The 17,652-nt window shown below is 65.4% G+C and carries 16 protein-coding genes and 2 pseudogenes; 4 read left to right on the forward strand and 14 right to left on the reverse strand.

What is annotated here, in order from left to right; translation table 11 throughout:
- Positions 1-6: 6 nt before the first annotated feature.
- On the reverse strand, positions 7-1,017 hold the full coding sequence (locus BTO20_RS37760; protein WP_198344627.1) for a hypothetical protein: 1,011 nt from the start codon (positions 1,015-1,017) through the stop codon (positions 7-9).
- A 544-nt stretch (positions 1,018-1,561) separates the two neighbouring features.
- On the opposite strand from BTO20_RS37760, the gene BTO20_RS37765 reads away from it, so the two are divergent.
- From BTO20_RS37765 to BTO20_RS39725, 3 genes and pseudogenes are all read left to right on the forward strand, one after another.
- Positions 1,562-1,861, forward strand: coding sequence for a hypothetical protein (locus tag BTO20_RS37765; protein WP_087083585.1), 300 nt, complete (start codon positions 1,562-1,564; stop codon positions 1,859-1,861).
- Positions 1,851-2,006, forward strand: a pseudogene (locus tag BTO20_RS37770) (ATP-binding protein); the annotation flags it as partial. The gene BTO20_RS37765 and the pseudogene BTO20_RS37770, both read left to right, overlap by 11 nt.
- Entirely contained in the window at positions 1,999-2,280 is a 282-nt protein-coding gene (locus tag BTO20_RS39725; protein ID WP_157680466.1) for a hypothetical protein, read from the forward strand. The pseudogene BTO20_RS37770 and the gene BTO20_RS39725, both read left to right, overlap by 8 nt.
- Here BTO20_RS39725 and BTO20_RS37775 read toward each other — a convergent pair.
- Positions 2,231-2,863, reverse strand: coding sequence for a TetR/AcrR family transcriptional regulator (locus BTO20_RS37775; protein WP_087083587.1), 633 nt, complete (start codon positions 2,861-2,863; stop codon positions 2,231-2,233). The genes BTO20_RS39725 and BTO20_RS37775 overlap by 50 nt on opposite strands.
- Positions 2,864-2,976: 113 nt before the next feature.
- Here BTO20_RS37775 and BTO20_RS37780 point away from each other — a divergent pair, with 113 nt between their 5' ends.
- Positions 2,977-3,660 (forward strand): hypothetical protein, encoded by a 684-nt coding sequence (locus BTO20_RS37780; protein WP_232491367.1) that lies wholly within the window; start codon positions 2,977-2,979, stop codon positions 3,658-3,660.
- A gap of 276 nt (positions 3,661-3,936) precedes the next feature.
- On the opposite strand, the gene BTO20_RS37785 is transcribed toward BTO20_RS37780, so the two are convergent.
- The 12 genes and pseudogenes from BTO20_RS37785 to BTO20_RS37835 form a co-directional block, all read right to left on the reverse strand.
- A complete protein-coding gene (locus tag BTO20_RS37785) occupies positions 3,937-4,164 on the reverse strand; it encodes a hypothetical protein (RefSeq protein ID WP_087083589.1) in 228 nt (75 codons plus the stop codon).
- A 431-nt stretch (positions 4,165-4,595) separates the two neighbouring features.
- Positions 4,596-5,327 carry a hypothetical protein gene (locus BTO20_RS37790; protein ID WP_087083591.1) on the reverse strand — a complete coding sequence of 244 codons (732 nt, stop codon included), beginning with the start codon at positions 5,325-5,327 and terminating at the stop codon, positions 4,596-4,598.
- Positions 5,324-5,983 carry a hypothetical protein gene (locus BTO20_RS37795; protein ID WP_087083593.1) on the reverse strand — a complete coding sequence of 220 codons (660 nt, stop codon included), beginning with the start codon at positions 5,981-5,983 and terminating at the stop codon, positions 5,324-5,326. The genes BTO20_RS37790 and BTO20_RS37795 overlap by 4 nt, the downstream gene beginning before the upstream one ends.
- A 1-nt stretch (position 5,984) precedes the next feature.
- Positions 5,985-6,194, reverse strand: coding sequence for a hypothetical protein (locus tag BTO20_RS37800; RefSeq protein WP_087083595.1), 210 nt, complete (start codon positions 6,192-6,194; stop codon positions 5,985-5,987).
- On the reverse strand, positions 6,191-7,822 hold the full coding sequence (locus BTO20_RS37805; protein WP_232491368.1) for a TraM recognition domain-containing protein: 1,632 nt from the start codon (positions 7,820-7,822) through the stop codon (positions 6,191-6,193). The genes BTO20_RS37800 and BTO20_RS37805 overlap by 4 nt, the downstream gene beginning before the upstream one ends.
- Positions 7,823-7,867: 45 nt before the next feature.
- Positions 7,868-8,080 (reverse strand): annotated as a pseudogene (locus tag BTO20_RS41480) (type IV secretory system conjugative DNA transfer family protein); the annotation flags it as partial.
- Positions 8,081-8,095: 15 nt separating this feature from the next.
- Positions 8,096-10,030, reverse strand: coding sequence for a type VII secretion AAA-ATPase EccA (gene eccA / locus BTO20_RS37810; RefSeq protein ID WP_087083599.1), 1,935 nt, complete (start codon positions 10,028-10,030; stop codon positions 8,096-8,098).
- Complete coding sequence (locus tag BTO20_RS37815) at positions 10,027-12,147, reverse strand: type VII secretion protein EccE (protein ID WP_087083601.1); 2,121 nt, start codon at positions 12,145-12,147, stop codon at positions 10,027-10,029. Before BTO20_RS37815 ends, eccA begins: the two co-directional genes overlap by 4 nt.
- Positions 12,144-13,451 (reverse strand): type VII secretion-associated serine protease mycosin, encoded by a 1,308-nt coding sequence (mycP, locus tag BTO20_RS37820; RefSeq protein ID WP_157680467.1) that lies wholly within the window; start codon positions 13,449-13,451, stop codon positions 12,144-12,146. Before mycP ends, BTO20_RS37815 begins: the two co-directional genes overlap by 4 nt.
- Before the next feature lie 111 nt (positions 13,452-13,562).
- Positions 13,563-15,020, reverse strand: a complete 1,458-nt coding sequence (gene eccD, locus BTO20_RS37825) for a type VII secretion integral membrane protein EccD (RefSeq protein ID WP_087083605.1) — start codon at positions 15,018-15,020, stop codon at positions 13,563-13,565.
- Positions 15,017-16,711, reverse strand: coding sequence for a MinD/ParA family ATP-binding protein (locus BTO20_RS37830; protein WP_087083607.1), 1,695 nt, complete (start codon positions 16,709-16,711; stop codon positions 15,017-15,019). The genes eccD and BTO20_RS37830 overlap by 4 nt, the downstream gene beginning before the upstream one ends.
- 86 nt (positions 16,712-16,797) lie before the next feature.
- Complete coding sequence (locus tag BTO20_RS37835; protein ID WP_087083609.1) at positions 16,798-17,637, reverse strand: ESX secretion-associated protein EspG; 840 nt, start codon at positions 17,635-17,637, stop codon at positions 16,798-16,800.
- Positions 17,638-17,652: the final 15 nt, after the last annotated feature.

A 17,652-nucleotide genomic window follows, 5' to 3' on the forward strand; every position in this document is an offset into this window, starting at 1 on the left:
AGCCACTCAAGCCAACTGGGCAATTTCGCTTAGCATCTCTGGGCAGTCTTCTTTAGCGCCATCACCGTACCACCAGTGCTGAACTGTCGGCGTACCGGCGAAGACTTCCACCCGCGCGGCAGCGAAGATATCGAGCCGGCCGGGGCCCCACGAGACTGCACTCACTCCCGGCGTGTTTCCGGTGAACAATGTGCCGCCCAGGGCCTCGTTACCCCAACCGTTGTCGTACCACCAGTGCCAGAGATCGTCGCCGTCGGTCTTCACACTGAAAATGTCGAGACGGCCAGCCTGCCATGAGACGGCACTTATTGGAGCAGCTACAAGTGTCGGGCCGGGCAGAGTTTCGTCGCCCCAACCGTTGTCGTACCACCAGTGGTGAAGGCGACTGGTGTCGGCTTCGACGCCGAAGATGTCGAGTCGGCCGGCGCTCCAGGAGACGGCGCTCAGCGCACTACCTACCAGGCTGTGGCCGCTGCTGTTCAGAGTTTCGTTGCCCCAACCGTTGTCGTACCACCAGTGGTGAAGGTGGCCGGTGTCGGCTTCGACGCCGAAGATGTCGAGTCGGCCGGCGCTCCAGGAGACGGCGCTGAGCGCACTACCGACTAGTCGTACCGGATTGCCTTCTCGCGTGAACCCGGGCAGGGTCTCGTTGCCCCAACCGTTGTCGTACCACCAGTGGTGGAGGTGGCCGGTGTCGGCTTCGACGCCGAAGATGTCGAGCCGACCAGGACCCCAGGAGACAGCGCTCAGCGGACCGCCCGCCAGCTGTACTGGGCCACCATCTAGTTTCTGGCCGGGCAAGGTCTCGTTGCCCCAGCCGTTTTCGTACCACCAGTGGTGGAGGTGGCCGCTGTTGGCTTCGACACCGAAGATGTCGAGTCGGCCGGCGCTCCAGGAGGCGGCGCTGACTGCACGTTGATCTAAGTCTGTGCTCCCAGGTTCGGGCCCGTTGAAGGTCATAACTGCCCTTTCGCTATCGGATAGCAGCATCGTGACGCTGCGGCGGCGGGAGCACACGCGTACAGGGCTACTCGAATTCGCCGAAGAACCCGCGCAGGGCGTCCAGTCACTCGGCTGACACCAGCAGGAAGACCGCCGTCGTTCTGAATACTCATAGTCCGGATCTGCCCAATGCTGCTGCAAGTCACCAGGCGTCGGATCAATGTCCACACAACTTGCGGATCAGACCGTCGAGTACAGGCCTACGGATAACTCTGTCGCTGACGGTCAGAACCGATCACATACCCACCGTCAGCAACAGTCGAGTACACCCCTTGTCTGCCTACAGATAACCCGGTGCTGCGGTGGACAGACAGCACGGTCCGCAATGCGGCATCCCATATCGCGCACGCTGATTGCCGGGCACGATCCAGACGACACGGGCGGCGACTTCGAATGGGCTGCGCAGGCCGTGTGACTTTGACCGCTGATTCGGGAGTCGTTTGATCACGGATTTTCGAGTCGGTGATGTTGCGGCGAAGTCGATGACTGTGAATTCGGGAGTCACCGGCTGTCCATGTGGCACTGATGTGATGTCGGGGTGCGGCCTTCGGGGTCGAATGTGGAGTTGTATGCGGCGATCCGCCGAGATGCCCGCGCTGGGAAGTCTGCGCGGGCAATTCAGCGTGAGTACCGGGTGTCGTGGACGACGGTGCACAAAGCGTTGGGGTCGGCGTGGCCGGCGGAGCGGAAGCACTACCCCGAGCGGGGCAGCAAGATCGATGAGTACCGCGAAGTCATCGACGGCTGGCTGCGCGCGGATCTGACCGCGCCGCGCAAGCAGCGCCACACGGCCAAGCGGATCTTCGATCGCCTCCGTGAGGAGCATCAGGCTGAAGTGTCGTACTCACGGGTGGACTAAAACGTTCACCGACCCACGGCTCTGCGCAGCCATCGTCGACCGACTCACGTTCGGCGGCAACATCATCGAAACCGGCACCGACTCCTTCCGCCTGGCGCACACCCGCGCCAAGAGCAGCGATCAGACCCAGTCGGCCGGTGACTGAGGAACCCGACGGGCCGGTCAAGGACCCCGCCGCGGTCAGCGACGGTGAGCTGAACAGCATCGCAGCAGTGCTCACCATCCTTGATGAATTCCTGCGCAGCGACTCCATCGCTGCGCTACTGGCTGCACACCTACGGGCCACCGGCCATGACCACCCTGGCTATGACGCCGCGCTGCTCATCGACCAGATCAGCTTCACCGCGCATGCGCTGCGGTCCTCGGTTGTTACGACTGATCAGTCGATACCTGTTTGGCCAATTCCGCCAAGGCGATAACTCCCTGCATCATCTGCGCAGCCAGAAACGAGGGGTCCGTCTCGATCTGCTCGGCGATGTTGGCCGTCAACGCCAGCGTGGCCAACCCGTGAGACAGCGACCACCCCGCCAGGGCGAGTGCACGGACAGCTTCATCGGTGACCGGTTCCGAACGGTGAGCTGACAAACCGGATCGGGCCGAACCAAAGAGAACATCGAACGCAGCGTTCTTGGCCACCAACAACTTCGGATCGTCACCGCGATACAGGTAAGGGCGGAACATCACCTCGAAGTAGCCCCGGTGAGTGAGGGCGAATGTCACATAGGCCTGGCCGCCCGACAGGAATCCCGCGGGGCCCGTCGCGGCCGCACCGATCATCTCAGCCTGCAGGGCGAACCCCTCGGTGGCTACCGCGGTGAAGATGCCAGCCTTGTCGCCGAACTGATAGGCCAGTGCTGAATGGGACACGCCAGCACGACGAGCGATGCGGCGCATGCTCACCGCAGCAACCCCGACACTCTCCACCTCCTCGATCGCACCATCGATCGCCGCCCGTTCAAGCTGCCCGTGGTGATACGGCCGCGACTGCGCAGTTGACGCCATATGCGCACCCTACCGAGCAATCTGACCATTGATAAGTTTCCTCAGATCGGGCATGCTGACGGGCAGTTCCACAAACTGTCCATTGGTCAGATTGCCGAATGAGGAGCCGCCCTGTGAACGACAGCACCGTGACGAGCGCCGGCGATACACGGTGGAGCGCAGCACGCGTGATCCGATGGAGCGGCGTGATCGGATTTGCGCTGCCGGCGCTGACCTTGCCGGTGTATCCGATCTGGTCCTACCCGCAAACCCAGACTTCGGGCATCGATGTGGCGGCGTGGACGACCAACCACCATGTTCAGCTGGTCGTGACCCAGCTGCTCAACACCGTGGGCGTCACGCTGTGGTTCGTCTTCGGCGCCGCGCTGTGGACCCACCTTCGCGATCGGCTGCCTGCGCGATCGACTCTGCCAGCGTGCTTTGCCGCCAGTTTCCTCGGCTGCGTGATCCTGCTGCTCAGCGGCTTCACCGCCTTCAATCTCTTGCTCTATCGGCAATACTCCGCCGAGCTGTCAACGCTGCTCTACGACTTGACCTTTGGACTGTTGGCGATGTCGGGGCTGCCCACCGTGGTGGCGCTCGGTTCGTTCGCGGTCGCGGTATACCGCTATCGAGTGCTGCCTCGGTACACCGCACACCTTGCGATCGCCGGCGCCGCAGTACACCCGCTTCTGCTCGCCACATTCATCGTCGAGGACGGCCCCCTTTCCCTGCAGGGCCTCTCCATCACGACGATGCCGGCCTTCTTGTTCGCCTGGATCCTTGGGACAGCGCTGGGAATGCCTCGCCAGCATTGAGCCAAGACAGCGACGTAAGAGGCACGTCACGGCCAGCCCCCACCCATGACTCCCATATTCGTGAGCAATCTGGCAGCTCCTACACCCTCACCGACTCCCGAATTCGTGATCAAACGACTCCCGAATCAGCAGTCAAAATCAGCCGCGGGTGCGGCTGGCCCAACCCCACGTCGTCCCCTGTCTCGGCGATGCCTGCGACCTCATCAACGGGAATCGTTGATGCCCGTGGTGATCTCGTCGTCGAGACACGGCCGATGGGCCGGGCCAAGCGCGGGTTTAGTGCCGCCGAGTATCGTGATACTGGCGGGCGAGGTCGGTGATCAGGACCAGGCAGAGGGAAATGGCCAGGTGGCCCCAGAAGGTGAGGCCGGGCCAGATCAGGTGGGCGGTGATGGCCACCGTCGCGTGGATGCTGACCAACAGGACCAGCAGAAGGCCCGGGTGTAGCCTTGTGGCAGGCCGCGACGGCTCGCCCACCGGGTGGGTGTGGTTGTCGACGGACACGGCTGTACTCCTCGAATCGTCGTCTTGACAGGTGATCAGGCCGGGGAGTCCATCGGCGGGCCCCTGTTGCTGCAGGGGCCCGCTCCCTTTTCGGGGAGCGGGTAACTTCCGGAACTTCTCGGGTGCGGTGGGTACCACGTGCGTGGTACGTACCTACCACTCTAGTGGGCGTCCGCTTTGACTGCGGAGCAATGTGTGGGCACCTCAGGCCGGAGCGCTGAGCTGGCTTGGTTCGTCAGTTGAGGGCGCGTGCCCGGCTCTACGTGGGCCAGGCCGGGCCTGAGAGATGGGATCTGACCAGATGCTGGTGTCCTCGACGCATTGAAGTGGCCTTATTGACCTACGGCGGTGCGCGCGCCGCGCTCTTGGCGTGCGGCTCCACACGGTAGGTAGTTCGACGCTCAGGTTGTTCTTGTACAGGTAGACATTGACTATCGCGCAGCGACCGGAACGAGCGCCCCGACCACGCTGCCTTGCTGCACCGCTGCGATCACGTCGGCTTCGGTGACTCGGTGATCGGCGCTGGCAGTGCCGATCGTGCCGGCCAGAATTCGTATACAGCCGGTGTCGGCCGCGGCTTGCCTCCACTCGGGCAGCAGGGCGGGTAATCGGTCGACGAGCACCAGGCGGCTATCGCTGTGATCCGGATCGTCGAACACCACCCGCCCGGTGCCGCCGTCGTCGGACAGTTCCACCGCGGAGGTGTTCACGTGTCGGCACGGCTGGTCGAGTGAGACTAAGAGATCCCAGCCGACCCGCAGCAGCAGCTGTGTCCACAGGTCGTCGACGTCGCCATTGGCGCGCACCACGGTCAGTCCCGGTGGGCGGTCGATGATCAGGCCGGGGAGAAATCCCTCGGAGGTTGGCCACAAGAACTGCGTCGTGATCACTTGTTCGCTGTAGTTCGGATCGCCCTCACCGGTCATCGCAGACTGCGGCAGCCGGATCACCTGCGACGGCGCGCAGCGGCCGTGCGCGAACTGAATGAAATAGGGCATGCCCGGCGGGCAGACGACGATCACGTGCGTTCGCTCACGGGCGGCTCTGCCGTCGCGCTCGCAGCGCATGCAGTTGTAGTCCTTGGTGGTGCGGCACAAGGTCCGCAGGACCTCGTCGCCAACCAGGTCGCGCACTTGCGGCGACCACTTGATGAACGAGCTCATTCCCACGGCCTCCGGGGTGGGCCGACACGGGGGCGCGGTTTGACCGGTTCGACGCTGGCCTGTGACGCGGGCTCATTGGGGGAGGCCTTCTTCGTCGGTGGTGGTGGCGGCGGGAACGGCCACCAGTCGGTCGCACCGGGGATGGCCAGCCAGCCCTCCAGGACGCCGTACACGCTGGCCATCAGGAACGTTCCCGCGCCCTGCACGACGATCCACGGCAGGAACAGGACCCCCCAGAAGGAATTGCCGCTGGACGGGTCGACGAGGATCGAGCCCAGCAGCATCATCGCCGCAGCGATCCACGCCAGCATGGTGATTGGGATCGCGTCCGCGGTCGCCGGGGCCGGTGTGATCCGGCGCGCCATCCACCGATACAGCGTGCGTCCCAGCGGCCAGGCGAGCGGGAAGATCGCTGCGCAGCCGACGACAACGCCGGTTTCCTTCCACGCGGCCAGGCTTTGTGGCTTCCGCAGGTGCCACTTCTCGGTGATCCCTTGCATGTGGACGTTGAAGTCGACGCCGGCCAGGTCGCGGCGGGCGTTGTCGTGTTCGGCTTTGAGAAGATCGCCGCGCCGGCGTTGAAATCCGTATTCGCCGGCGTTGTTGAGGATCCAGGACGCTCGCTTTTCAGCGAAAACTAGTGTGGTGCTTCTCATCTCAGTTCGGCCAGTAGTAGTCGGACGGAGCCTTCGGATGGGTGGTGTCGTAGATGGTCGTGATAGGTGCAGCGGGGGCGAACAGTGACGTCCAGAACCAGTTGAGGGTCCCGCCGATCGTGCGGCCGGTCATGAAGATCAAGCCGAGCGCGAACAGCCAGTACGCAGCCTTGTAACGCCATCCCGAGGTCTGAGATTTCTTGTTGCTCAAATCCGTACCAGCCCTTCGATAGTCCCGTTGTCGTACATGAAGCGGAACTCGTCGAGGCTGGGCAGCCGCACCTCGAACCCGGCCGTGCCGCGGAACAACAGTCGCCCGTGGTATTCCTTGCGGGGCTGCAATTCCTGCGGCAGCATCAGCGGGCCCTCGTCATGTGACATGGTGCGGTTGGCGTTGGTCTGGTCGAAGGTTTCCGATCCGCGGGAGGTCAGTCCGCTGAACAAGGAGGCCTGGTCGAGCAGTTCGAGCTCGGCGGATCCGAACATCAGCAGGGCCACCGGGAAAATCTTCAACAGGGTGTCCATGAAAATTGGGTCGTAGCGGTGGGCGATCTGCTGAGCGGCCTGCACCGCCACCAGCAGGTTGATGCCCAAACCGCGGGCCTCGGAGACCAGGACGTCCAGCGTGGGTAGCGGCAGCGTGTTGGTCAGCTCATCGATGGCCAGCAGCAGATTGTGCTCGAGCAGATCCATCGACGACTTGCGCCGCCACATAGACACGATGGCCTGCACCAGTGGCAGTGCGGCCCCGACGCCGCCGCCTTCGGGCTCGGCGAGGATGTAGAGCGTGGCTGTGGGGTCGTTGAGCCACATCGGGTCGAACACCGGCAGGTCCTGGCGACGCACCGATTCATACACCCACGGGAACAGTGCGGCGGACATACCCAGCGCCACCGAATCGCGTTGCCGCCCGGCCAGAGTGGCGACCCGCTCGATACGGGTCGGAATGACCGAGTGAGGGTACCGTCCGTAGTACTGGCGCACGTCCCACCACGACGGCGGCAGCTCGCTGTAGACGGTGTGCGGGTCCTCGCCGGCGGCCAGTCGCTCGGCGCGGATCTCCTCGGGTGGGCGCTGCTCTTTGAGAGCCGCGGCGAGCCGCTCCGCGGACTCCCGCGCGGCCTGGGCCTCCTCGAACGCCCTCTTGGCTTTGTACTCGGCCAGCTCTGCCTTTTTGATCTCGATGTCGTGCTTGAGAGCGGCGGCGAGCCGCTCGGAGGCTACCTCGGCGGCCTGGGTGTCGCGCTCGACGGTGTCGTCTAGTTCCTTGCTGCCGGCGTGGGCCGGCGGTGCAGTGTCGTCCTCTTCAGGGGTTTGCGCCGGTCGGTTCTCATCGCCGCTGTTCGTCTCCGTGGCGAGGTTCTTCGCGTCGGTCTTGGCGTTCTTTTCAGCTTCAGCCGCGTCTTTCTTGGCGTCGGCCTCCAGTTTGGCGGATTTGTCGGCGCGTTTCTGCTTCGTCACCTCTTGGGCGAGAAAGTAATTGAGTTCCGCTTCGGTGACATCGGGCATCGCGACTGCCTCGGCGTCGCCTTCGGGTTTGAATGGGTTTTCCACCGCATGCATGACCCAGTCGATACCCTGGCTGTTGCCTTGCGGTGAGGCCGCGAACAGTAGGCCGGCCAGGGCGGGAATGATTTGGTAGGCCCAGTAGGGTTCGTCGTGGCTGGTGATTCGGCCACCCAGGCTCAGCCCGGCGGTCCGGTGCAGCCAGGTGGCCATGTTCAGGGCATCGTCGTGGGTCTCGATGAGCAAGGTCGGGTCGATGCGGCACCGCAGAATGTGCGCGCCGTAATCCGGTGTCTCGATCTGGCGCAGATCGATCAGATACGCCGGGCCCACTCGGCGTTCCGAAATTTGTTTCAGTGCATCATCTTTCGAGGACACGATGACGCAGGACGATGGCCAGGTCCAAGCGTTTGGCACCAAGATGGACGAGGTCTTCCCAGCCCCGGTGGGAGCGCATACCAGCAAGTGTGGACCGGTGGCGGGTGCGAACTCCTCGCCGGTGGTTGGGTCGGTGTAGAGCCCGCCGTACGGTGTCGGCGGCCTCTTGTCGACGATCTTCGTACCCTCGGGTTGGTGGTTGTTCAGGCTCACGATGTCCCCCCAGGGTCAGCTGATCGACTCGGCGTCGCCGGACACCGCGTACAACGCCGGCCGGCCGTGCGGCGCCGAGCCCAGGGCCGGGCGTGCTGGCATGCCGATCCCGTTGTCGGCCAACAGTGGTGCGACCGTGACGACCAGCGGGGTGTTGGCCGCCTGTGACCCGTCCACACTGAGCACCGACCGCAGCGCATTGCGCACATCGGCGACGGTCAGCTCACCCATGGCATCGGCGTGGAGTTCTTCTACGTCGGGAAGCTGCATCAGCCGGTAGGACTGCGCCTCGATCGCGGCTTCCACCACGTTGCGAATGAAGCGCCCGTTGCCGGCGATATCGATCAGCGGCCGTTCCCTGCCATTCTCGTCGTGGCCCACGTTCTCCACGAGCAGCTGCGAGGTCAGGAGCAGCAGATCCCGGGCGGCAGAGTCCATCCGATGTTCGGTGACCGAGCCGATCACGTTGGCGATGTCCACCAGTTCGCTCGGGTTGAAGGACGGGAATTCCACGCGCTTGGGGATCCGGCTCGCCATGCCCTCGTTGGCGCTCAAAAACCGGTCGATATCTTTCGCGTAGCCCGCGATGATGACGACGAGCCGGTCACGGTCGTCATCCATCCGCTTGAGCAGCGTGTCGACAGCTTCGCGGCCGAACGCGTCCCCTTCGGCCAAACCCTCCTGGATCAGCGTGTAGGCCTCATCGATGAACAACACACCGTCGAGTGCGGAATCAATGACTTTGTGTGTCTTGGTCGCGGTTTGACCCAGGTACCCGGCCACCAGGTCTGCGCGCGACACCTCCACCACCTTGTCGGTCGCGACCACATCTAGCCCGCACAGGATTTTCGCCACAATCCGGGCGATCGTGGTCTTGCCCGTCCCGGGCGGACCGGTGAACGCCAAGTGATTGGTCTTGACGACCGGCGGCAGGCCTTTCGCTGCCCGCAGCACATTCATCCGCTGCATCGATTGCAGTTTGGCGACTTGATCTTTCACCTGATAGAGGCCGATCTGCTGCGCTAGCAGCGCCTCGGCATCCGAGAGCATCTTCGCCCGGTCGGCGGCCTGGCTTTCTCGGTGCAGCTCGCCCGGATCGACCGCCGTGGCGGGGTCCCACGGGTCGGTACGCGAGTCGATGACCGCCTGGTCGACCGTCACCGGCCGCATGTCGGGGTGGTCCAGGTAATCCTGGGCGACCCGATAGGTCGGGTCGGCGATCACTGCGGTCCGGAACTGCTCGGCGGCCGCATCCTCATCGCCCAGCGCCCGGTGGCTCAGCCCGACGAAAAACGCTACCGCCGCCCGGGCGGCCGGGAACACCTCGACGATGCGCTGTTTGTTGGGCAGCGGCTCATCGGCAATCGCGATGGCCGCCTGGTAGAGACCCAGGAACGTCTGCGCGTGCCCGATCAACGCCCGCGTCGCACCAGCCACCACGTAATCGGGGTGATTGCGCAGCAGCGACCCGGTTTCCAGAACCTGTGGCCATCGCTCGGTCTCGTAGTACAGCGACACCGCACTGTAGGTGGTGAACCGGTTCTCGGCCGACAGCTCGCCGGCGAAAACCGCCACCGCATCGTCGAACCGGCGGGTCTGGCACAACGCCTTGACGTAGGCGGCGGTCGCGATATCGGCCGACGTCAGCGGAACTCGCAGCAGCATCGCCTCATGGGTGACCGCGAGATCCTCAGGGCGCAGCCGAATGTGAGGACCTCTCAACGCGTGCCCGATGCGGTGACGGGCCTTCCATAATCCCTCGTACACCCCCAAAGAGGTGTCACCGGCGCGCAGCCGCGCCAGCCAGGCATCGGCCATCCCTGGATCGCGCTTGGTCGCCGCGGCAAGGACCTTGCGGGCGCTCGACACGTCGAGAGGCTCACGTTCCCCGTCGATCATGAACCCCAAGGCCAGCAATCCAGCCTCCAGCGCTTCCTCCGCACCGCTCATCGTGCCGCTCCCACTGGTGTCCGTCGCTGCTGGTGTTGTTGCCGGTTGCGTGCAGAAGGCAGATAGGACACCTCTGCCGGGTCCACCGCGGTGCGCACGACGAGCGGCTCACCGATCGGTTCTCGGTCTGTGCCGATCCTGCGCACCGTGATCGTGTCACCGCTCTGCTGCACCGTGATCGTCGCCCGCACCGATGCGAACGCGTCGGCCTCGTCGTCGCCGCTGTGCGCCGCCACCGGGCCGACCAGCTGAATGGTGCCGTTCTGCGGGCTCGCCGGTGCCGGTATGTCGACGTCGTACACATGCAGATCCGTTGGCTCAGTGTCCAATTCGGCGCCCGGGGCCGCTAACCGCACACCGTCGCCGAGCAGGCCATTCCACCGTGGCTCATCGTCACTGACGATGGTCACACGGGCGCCGGTCGCGGCGGCCCGCAGAATGAGCTGCTCGGCGTAGATCGGATGCACCTGGGCAGCGATGAGCTGATCGGCCGCGGGGACCAGCGGCATCAGCAGTTGATCGCCGACGTCGGTCATGCCCAGGACTTGCCCGTCCGGGCCGGCGGGAATCGTCAACCCAGAAAGGCCGGACACCGGCTCATAAACGGTCGTCAAGGGGGCCGTATCGGCCACTGGGCGGCCGATCGCCGCGGCCGCGGCCTGTTGCCCCGGCAAGGCCCGGAGGAACGGCAGCGGCGGATGTGCCGGCGGCCGCACACCACGCACCCGCGCGTATCCGCTCCACCGGCCCCGCGAATCCCGCCGCACCGTCACCATCACCGAATCGGTCCTGACCGACCACAGCTCAGGGAACCGGTCGTCGGTCAACGCCGCCGGGTCGATGCAGTAGATGCTGTCGACCTGGCCCGACGACGACTCGGCGGGAATGTAGCCCCAGCGCTGCCCACCGCGGGCGCGGCTGCGCAGCGCCAACCGGTCCAGGTCGGTGGCGGTCAGCGGGGTCGACGGGCAGCCCGCCGCACCCAGAGCACGGGCCAGCCGCACCAGCGATGTCGCCGCCGCGGTGGGCAGTGACGTGCGGGCAGCGAAATAGGTCGCGGACTGGGCCGGAGAGAACCGTGCGATGAGCACGGTCCGCCGCGCCCCGGCCACCGGGCGGCCCGACAAGCTCGTGTCATAGGTACCGGCGTAGGGGGTCATGGCCAGCCGGGTGGCGTCGAGCGCGAGGTCCACGCTGCACGGTTTTCCCTCACCCAGGGCGGCGATAGCACTCTCGAGAACGTCGATCGGCACCGTGGCGCTCGTGGAGATCTGGCGGCGCCGCAGCCAATGCGGCTGATGGGGGCGGCCGTGCAGATCCAACGCGCAGATCAGCTGGCCGTCGTCCCAAATGACCCCGACCTCTTCGCCGCCCACCGCCACCGTGGTCATTGGAGGCGACGACAAGATCACCGCTTCCGTGGCCTTGGCGCCGCGCTGCACCGTAGCGGTCACGCCGTCGAGGCGTTCGCGGGCGTGGCGCACCGGTGAGGCGCCGAAGTGCTCGATGAGCTCAGCGTCGGTGATGGTCGCCGCGGCTCGCGGCGGCGCGTCCTTGGAGGGCTTTGCGTTCCCGTCGGCGACGTCGGTGGAGGCATTGCCGGGCTGCTCCTCGGCCGACGCCGGTTCGTCGGGCTGCGGGCAGTCGCTGACCGAGCTGATCACCACATCGTCGATGGCATCGAGGTCAGGGCGCCGGTGGGCCGCCACCCTCAGCGCCCACACCGCCTGAATCACCGCGATTGAGCGATCCGGGCCAGAGCGGGCACTGGAGCACACGGCGTCGTCGAGCTTATGGCCACCGTAGAACGTCACCGTCGTCGACGGTTCCGGGCGCAGCGGCCGCTCCTTGCGGCCGTCCCGCCACACCGAGATGCGACGCCAGATCCATTGCGGCACCGTGAAACCACCCACGGTCACTACCGCAATGGCCAGCACTGCCACCGCGGCGACGGTCAGCGCCACATAGCCCGGCCACCGATACACCGGGAACGTGGCGATGGCGATCGCCAGCACCGCGGCGGGAAGGACGGTCGTGCGCCTGGTGTCCACGCCGATGGTGCGCGGCGCCCTCACCGAAGACCTCTTCGCGGGTGGCTTACGCCGCTGGCGGCTCATCGACGGCTCCGTCGCCGAAGCAGCCACCGGCCGGCCAGGCCCGCGGCCGCGATCATCACGACACTGGCCAGCAGTGCCACTCGCTGTGCGCGGGTGTCGGGCGGCGGAGGCGGCGGTTGGACCACCAAGGTTTGATGATGAGTCTCGACGATGTTGCGGTCGCCGGGCCCGCCGTCGTAGGTCAGTGCGGCGACCGGGTCGACCAGGCCGTAGCCGATGGCGTTGTCGACCCCGCGTGGCCCGGCGTGGGCCGTGGAGGTCAGTCGCCGACGGACCTGTGCCGCAGTCCAATCCGGGTACTTGCTGCGTACCAGCGCCGCGACACCGGAGACGTAGGCCGCGGAGAAGCTCGTCCCGAACAGGTTCACCAGGCCGTCCTGGCCGGGCAGGGCGTTGACGGCGTTGCCGTCGGGTCCCAGGGCGATCGTGTCGACCCCCGGCGCGGCGATATCCACCCAGGGCCCGGTCATGGAGAACTTCGCGGCGTTCGTCTTGTCGGCGCCGGCCCCGGCGTTGTCGACCGCCCCCACACTCAATACGTAGTCGTAGAACCAGCTCGGTGTGGACACGGCCACCACGTGGTTCCAATTGCGCGGATCATCGGGACTGTTCAAGGAGTCGAAATCCGGGTTCAGCTGGCAATCGGCGTTGCCGGCCCCGACATTGCCCGCCGCTGCCACCAGCAGCACATCTTTGACGACGGCCGCATACCGAACCGCAACAGCGAGGTTGGTCTGATCGATCGGGTGGGCCGCCGGAATGCATGCCACCACACTCATGTTGATGACGCGGGCACCCATGTTGGCCAACCGCACGATCGCTGCCGCCAGGGCGTCGATCTTCCCGGCGGTCTCAGCCTGCTGCGGGTTCTGGCCGGCATCCGGCGGTGCCTGGCGCGAATACTGCGCTGAGCTTTGCCGGATGCTGAGCAGCTTGACATCCGGTGACACACCCACGAACTGGTCCCCGGGCCCTCGTGCGGCGGCGATGATCGAGGCCACCAGCGTCCCGTGCATATCGCAGTCGACGAGGCCGTCGCTGGAGTCGACGTAGTCGCCGGCGCCTTCCAGGTCGCGCAGCCGCGGATTGCGGTCCACCCCGGTGTCGATGATGCCGACCGTCACGTCTTTGCCGGTGGAGAATTCGTGAGCTTTGTCCAGATCCAGCAGGGTCTGGGCTTGCGGAATGTCGCCGACCGGCGGGGTTGGGAGAACACCGGGCAGGTTGCACGGCTTGCGCTGCTGCATCGTGGCATCCGGGGCGGGGGGAGGATCGGGTGGGACGACCGGCTCGGCGGGGATCACGGGCCGCTCGATCGCCCAGGCGGGGGGGAGCGGGAATGGTCGCGGTGAGGACCGCGACAGCGGCGAGGGCAGCGGCCCGGGCGCTACGGTTCACGATTCAAATGCTCTCTGTCAGTTGAAATCTCGGTTATAGACCTTGGCCATGACGCTCAATAGATTCAGCGGCGCCAGATACATCAGGCTGATGACGAGGAATTCTGATCCCACCCGGAAGTACCGCATCACCGGCGACTTGTGGTGACTTTCTGTCGGAATCACCGCGGGCGCCAGCATCGCCAGCACGGTCACTCCGACCGGAATCCCGACGCCCCACCACAATCCGTGGTGATAGGCCATCATCACGGACCCCGAGATCGCCGGCAGGAACGCCCCCGACAGGATCACCACCACGTTGCGTAGCCCCGCGAAATTCCAGGCACGGTACGCGAAGACGACTGGGATGCCCGCGCCGAACAGTAGCCACTGCCACTGCTGCGGGTGTGCCGCCGCGATCAGAGCCGTCAGAGCGGTGGCCACTGCGGCCAGGCCGGCGAGAATGCCGGTCACGTAGTCGTTGCTGTACACGGTCCGCTGCAACAGCACCACTGGATCAGGCGGTTGATGCGTCGGCTCGATGTCCTCACTGCCGATCCCGCCCACCTTGCGGCCCAGGAAGTTTCCCGAGCCGGAAGGGAACATCGACACCGGCAGCCTGCCCAGCCGCTGCGCTATCGTCTCCACCCGCCCCAGCATCACCAGCAGGGCTAACACCAGCACACACGTCGTGGTCTCGGTGGGCACCATGTGTGACCACGACGCCGCCTGAGATACTGCGACGAACGCCGCAACGACCACGATCGCGCTGTAGAGCGGCACATAGCGGCCAGTTCTCAGTCCCACCAGAACAGCCACACACCCTGTGGCCACCGCGGTGATCACCAGGTGCGGTGCGCCCCACGCACCGAACGATGCCGGCAACGTCAACGACAAGCTCACGGGCCCGAACGCCAGCAAACCGGCCGCGCATACATCGCTCACATCGCGGCGATGCCATGTGCGCGCATTGGCCGCGGTCGCGACGGCGATGACCAGTACCCCGGCCAGCGCCGCCCCGACGGTGGGCAGGGTGCGGGACCTAAACGCGATGACCTCCACGAAGACCATTGCCGTGGCTAGCATGATCGCCGAAAAGGCGAGCAGCACTGTGCTCATCGCATCTGGAGTGACCTCGGGGAACAGCTTCGCGGTGACCCGAGACACCAGTGTGGAGACACTCTCGATGCGCGGTTGGAACGCTTCACCCTCAGGCTCGGCGATCAGTTCTAGCCTGGTGCCGTCCGCGATGCCGAGCTCGGAGAGTGATTTCGACGAGTCCAGCAGGGTGCCCAGTGGCGTACGCAACCGCCAGCCCCGCGAATCGTCGGGCAACTCGTCCTCAGCGCCGACTGTGTCCAGATACTCGGACAAGAAGATCTTCGTCTCCGGCAGCACTTTGGTGAGCTTCGAGTTGGCCGGCAGCTGCAAGTCCACCTGAGTGTTCTCGCCGATCGCCAACTGCACTTCACAGATCAGGGTGTCCAGAGCGCTCACGCCGCAGGCCGCCTCAAGGGCAGTGCCGGCTGCCCGTAGAAACTCGACAGCCGCGCCGCGGCCTCCAAGTACGCCCGGTAGGTCGGCTTGGCCAGCTGCCTGACGTCGATGACCGTGTCCTCGTACAGATGCTCGTCGTAGGGGACATACACCGGGTCACGCCACACGGTGGCGGCCACGTTTTCCTCCAGGCTCCCGCGGAACGCCTTGTTGGGCTCCGGATGCCGGTCCGATATCAGCAATGTGCTGCGCTGCACCAGATCTGCGCGGCCATGCTCGACGAGCCAGTCGTACATGCCGACCGCCGCTTTGCCCGACCCGTACTGCAACCCCGACACCACCACCACGGCGGTCACAATGTCGAGGATCTGGGCGACCACCGGGTCTTGAAGATTCTGGCCCACATCGATACCGATGACGCGATATCCGCTGCGCAGCACGTCGACCGTGTTGACCAGCGATTGCGGGTCATACACCTGCGGATTGCGGTTGTTCTGGTCGCCGGCGAGCACATCGAGATGCACCGCGTTGCGTTTGGCGTAGGTGCGAATGTCGTTGACACCGCGAATTTGTCGCCGGTCCCGCAGGATATCGGCGAACGTCGCGGTGGCGTCCGGATTCACCCGCGAGGCGAGGTTGCCCTTGTTCGGGTTGGCGTCGATCACGATCACTTCGGCACCGCGCACGTCGGCGAAGATCGACCCCAGCGCCGCGGTGGTGGTTGTCTTGGCGACACCGCCGCGGGGGCTGAGCACCGCGTACACGAACTCGGTGCGCGGAATGTTGGCGCCCACCTGTTCCTTCCGCTCGCGGTCGACGCGTTCCAAGCGCGACGGGCCCAGGTTGACCAACCCGAAGGTGGTCTTCAAAAGGGCTTTGCGCCAACCGCTTTCCGGCTTCGGCTTCAGCTCGGTGGTGAACGCTTCCTGGCGCAGGTTCGCCGCCAAACCGCCCGCCTGCGGGGCCAGGCCGGCCGCAGCGACCTGCTGGTCATTTCCGTGACCCTGGTAGTACTGCTGCCCCTGAGCCGCCGGTCCGGGTTGCCGGTACTGGACCGGATCGGGTTGTTGCGGCCACCCCTGGTGGCTGTGCTGTCGACCGAGCCACTCGTGGGCGCGTTCGTAGTGTCCGGCGGCTGCCGGCACACCCGGATGGCCTTGCGCGGCGGCGGGCCCCTGCGGCCGCGGAGCATGCCGATCCGCGTCGCCGCTCGTAGACTGCCCACGCGGAGGAAACGGCTGCTCAGAGTGCGGCGCTGGCGCCCGCACCCACTCCCGGCTATCGGCCACCGGCACGGCACCGCGCACTTGGTCGATCGCTGCGTGGGCCGACTGTGCGTTCTCGCACTCCGCGTCTCGCGCTCCGATCTCCCTGGGGGAAGCAGGGACAGCGGTGCTGCTCGGCGAATCGTGCTGCTCGGCAGCAAGATTGCTGTCGGTCCATGAGAATGGGGCGCCGCCCGACGGCACGGCCGAACTCTCAAACGACCCACTGTCACTGTCGAGGGTGCGGGTCCTCCACACCGATCGTGCGCTCGAGACAGCCCGGTCGAGCTCCTCTTTCGTGACGACCTGCGTCTTGTCGTCGTCCATTCCGCCGATGCGTTCACCGGCGCCGGTGGTGGTGGCCTCGTCGGGCCATTCGGGGGTGCTGGAGTGCTTGCCTTCCCCCGCATTTTCAGCGCTACTCACGTGTCAAATCCTAGATCTCGTGTGAGAACCACCGCAACAAGCAAGACCACTTAAGCAATGGCTCGTTCAACAGGGTAAAAGTGATGTTAATCGGTGCGACAGTGGGTAAACCACGAAGATTCCGGAACGCTGCGGATCGCACCACGGATGGTCCTTTTCATGTGCGACGGTTCGTACGATTCCACCCTGAGCCACCGCGTGGCGTTGTTGTCACTGACAAAGCTCGTCATGATCGCCCCGTCCGACATCGAGGTCACCCGGACGATCGAATCAGGGTTACTACGGCCCCCCTCATGGTTGAGGTACGCCGCGACCTCAGCGCGGGCGAGCAAATCGGTCTCACTGCGCAGCAGCACCGATCCCAGGGACCGCGACACGCCTTGCGCTTGCAGGGCATCCACCCACAACGACGGCGCCTCGCGACACAGAGTGTCGTACACCGGCGTCAGCTGAAACTCCGCGCTGTCGATCGCCAGCCCTCGACCCTCCTCCTCGCCGAAGCAGTACCCGTCGATCGTCGCGGCCAGCAGCGACACCACATCGGATTCAGACAAGCCCACATAGGCGTCCATGACCACGTCGTCGCCGCAGCGCGCGGCCGCCACCACCAGTTCGTGACTGCGGGCTAAGCAGTAGTAGGTGTCGGCGCGGTCCTTACCCGCCAACGTCAGGTTGATCTCGGCGTCCGGAGCCGTTAACGACCGCACCATGGTCACCACATCGGGATCGAGCTCGTCGCCGCGCAACACCCCAGCGGCGGTCAGGACGTCGCGTTCCTCGTCGGTGATCCGCATCCTCTGATTGGAGATCCGGGTCAGCTGTGGCCGGATGCGCAGGTGCGCCGGCAAGATCGCAATATCGGCGACCTGCTGCACAGCCAGCAGGGCCGACACGGTCAACGTCAATTCCGCCGCCGTAGTTGGCATCTGGAGAACCCCCCG

The sequence above is a fragment of the Mycobacterium dioxanotrophicus genome, from assembly GCF_002157835.1.
Classification (GTDB): Bacteria; Actinomycetota; Actinomycetes; order Mycobacteriales; family Mycobacteriaceae; genus Mycobacterium; species Mycobacterium dioxanotrophicus.